The following is a 3,012-nucleotide window of genomic DNA, read 5'->3' as shown; positions in this document are numbered from 1 at the left end:
TGAGGTGCCCGAATGGGTTCTGGCGCTGGATGCCTTTGCCCCAAACCTTGAGGCGGCGTTCGAAGAGGCGGTGCACGAGGAACGGGAGAGACAGAAGCGTTGTCAGGCTATGGCCTGGGAGAACCACCGGGTGTTCTGCAGGTGGATGGGAGCGCTGCGGAGGCGCCGCCCTCCCGCGCGCATTGCGCGGCTGGAACTGATAACGCCGTACCCGAAACGGTCGGGTTACTACGTGACGCCGGCAGTGCTTCCCCCGGGGTGGGGAGAGTCATACATGAAAGTGTCCGCCGAAAGGCTTTGGTACAACATTTGGACGTGGGTACCCGGGAACTCGCTGTTACGCTGGGGGGCAAGCACGCCGCTCATCCACGCGTCATACTCCGAATACGAGTTCGCCGCGGTGTTCGAGGTGCCAGTCGGCTGGTCAAGGGGATACCTCGTCTGCCGCGAGCGGTACGGCGAAGCTCCGGTGGCCCGGTTGGTGCACGACTCAACTCCTGAAGACGCCCTGGGCCGGGTGGGGGAACTGCAAGGCATTCCTGCGGAGCGTAGCCCGGTGTAGGCGAGGCCTCCCGGGGGGTGGGGCCGAATCCCCGGCAGACCGCGGTCCGGGGCAGCCGCACGGCCGGGAGGCTGAAGAGCTGAAGGGAGGGATCGATGGTTGGAAACTTCGAGCCTGCTTTTCTGGTGGCCACGGGTCAGGGACGTGGCGGTTCCCAAACCGAAAACGGTCGCAGTATGGGCCGGGTGGCACACGCTGGCGGGCCTTCTGGACGGGAAGCCGCTTCCTGAAGAGGTGCGGGTGCTGGTGGAGGCGGCCGCCGCGCATCTTGGTTACCCGTTGTTTCTGCGGACCGACCTCGCATCGTGCAAGCACGAATGGAGCCGGACGTGCTACGTACAGAGCCCGGAGAACCTGTGGCGGAATCTGTACCGGGTGGTGGACGGAAACGGTGTTTACGACCTCGCGTGCGAGGCCATCGTGCTGCGGCAGTACATCCCGCTGCAGCACGCCTTCCACGCCTTCTGGGGCATGCCGGTGGCCCGGGAACGGCGCTACTTCGTGCGGGACGGCGAGGTAGTCTGCCACCACCCCTACTGGCCGGAAGAGTCCATCCGGTTCTTCCGCATCGAGGAGCCGCCCGAGTGGCGCGACGCGCTCCGGGCGCTGAACGAAGAACCGCCGGATGAGGTGGAACTGCTTTCCGGGTACGCCCGCGAGCTCGCCCGGGTTCTCCCCGGGGCCTGGAGCCTGGACTTTGCCCTGGGGGAAGACGGGCGCTGGTACTTCATCGACGCCGCCGAAGCGTCCCGGTCGTGGCATCCGACTTGCCCTGCGTGCGCCCGGCTGACCGCCGAGTCGTCCCGCGCGACGTCGTAGCGGGTCCTCTCTCAGCCAGGAATGTCACGGGTGCACCGGCACGGCGCGGCAGTGTTCCTTCGCCCACTTGCACAGGGCCAGCCGGCAAGCAGGTTGATGGCCCGCCAGGGAGGAGGCGAGAATATGGGCTGGACGTTTGTGGAAAAGACTCCGGGTCAAAGTATCCGCGAGTTCTTTGCTGAGGAAAAGAATGGCGAGTACCCTGATGGTTCTGTGGGTCGTGTGCTCGATTGCGCCGTGGTAAACATGAGGGAGGCTTACATCGCCTACGAGCGGGCCTGGCCGGACGGCCGCCGCGAGGTGAGCGCAATCGTGTGCCTGCTGTCCTTCCGGCCGCGGGATATGTGCAACTTCGGCTACAAGGACATGGGCGAGGAGATGGGGCCCTTTTATTATAACTGCCCCGAGCGCATCCTGAAGCTGCTCACGCCAACGGATAACAAGAGCGCTCTTGAGTGGCGGCGGAAGTGCTGGGAGAACCTCCGCGCCCGCCAGGCGCGGCCAAAGCTGCGGAAGGGCATGGTGATCCGGTTCAACGAGCCCATTCGGTTCACGAACGGAGCGGTTAAATCTGAGTTTCGGGTGGAGGACCCCCGCCGCCTGCTATTCACCGGGAAGGACGGTTGGGGCTGGTACCGGCTTCGGCGCTGGCTGCTCGAGGAGAAGTCTTGGTCGGTGGTAAGCGAGCCCGGTGCAAATTGACGCGGTTGACGGGGCGGCGAACTTCTCGCCGCCCATAACCTTGCAGGTGGTATTGGAGCACGGCGTGGCCGTGCTCCCTGTTTTCGTTTCCGGTCCGGGGCCGCCGGACCGCAACGGCCAAGACCACCACTGGGGAGGTGTATCAGCGCATGGAAACGTGTCCGGGGAAAGGAGCGGACGAGGACCGGTGGCCGGCCGACATCAGACGTATCTGCCGGGAGCGTGGGCTTGCGGCCGCGAGAGCACGGCCTACGGTGCCGGGCAGGGTGGCAAGGGACCTGTCCGGTTCGCGTGCCCGCGCGGCGGGCTGAGGATGCAATAGGGCTGAAGACGTCAAGGAGGGGTGAACGTGCGCATCGCAATCGCCGGCTCGCACGGGACCGGAAAAACCACGCTGGCTAAGATGCTGGCTGAAGCCCTGGGCCTGCCCCTCTTGACCGAGCGGGCGCGCGAAGCGGCCCGGCAGGCCGGGGTCTCGGATCTGCAGGTGCTCCTCCGGGACCCGGAGGCGGCCGAGCGCTTCCAGTCCCTGGTCCTGAGGCTGCAGGTGGAAGGCGAGGACCACCTGGGTAAGTTCGTTTCCGACCGCAGTGTGTACGACGTGCTGGCGTACGGTGTCTTCTACCGGATAGAAAACAGCACGTGGTACCGGACGGCAGAAGAAGCGCTGAGGAAGCACCCGCGTTACGATGCGGTGGTCTACGTCCCGGTGCGCTTCCTGCCAGCCGAGGACGGCTTTCGTTTCGTCTGCCCCGGATGCCAGCTGTGCGTGGACCTTGCGTTGCGTGAAATCCTCCGTATGGTTGGTTCGCATGAGCAGGTAATAGCTGTCCGGGGGGAGGTGCCCGGGGCGAGATTGTGGGAAGTGGTGGACACCTTATACCTCGCCGGGCTGCTGTCCGCGAAGGAATACGGGCGCATAGTGGCCC

4 protein-coding genes are annotated in these 3,012 nt (G+C 65.3%); all 4 read left to right on the top strand.

The window, feature by feature from the left end; translation table 11 throughout:
• Positions 1 to 562, top strand: a 562-nt coding sequence (locus AB1609_19605; GenBank protein MEW6048650.1) for a hypothetical protein, incomplete at its 5' end; no start/stop codon positions are given.
• 99 nt (positions 563 to 661) lie between these two features.
• Entirely contained in the window at positions 662 to 1,381 is a 720-nt protein-coding gene (locus AB1609_19600; protein MEW6048649.1) for an ATP-grasp domain-containing protein, read from the top strand.
• A gap of 123 nt (positions 1,382 to 1,504) precedes the next feature.
• A complete protein-coding gene (locus tag AB1609_19595; protein MEW6048648.1) occupies positions 1,505 to 2,083 on the top strand; it encodes a hypothetical protein in 579 nt (192 codons plus the stop codon).
• 349 nt (positions 2,084 to 2,432) lie between these two features.
• On the top strand, positions 2,433 to 3,012 hold a 580-nt coding region (locus AB1609_19590; protein ID MEW6048647.1), incomplete at its 3' end, for an ATP-binding protein.

The sequence above is a fragment of the Bacillota bacterium genome (assembly GCA_040754675.1).
In the GTDB taxonomy this organism is placed as follows: Bacteria; Bacillota; Limnochordia; order Limnochordales; family Geochordaceae; genus Geochorda.
This window is presented reverse-complemented; position numbering and strand designations above follow the sequence as displayed.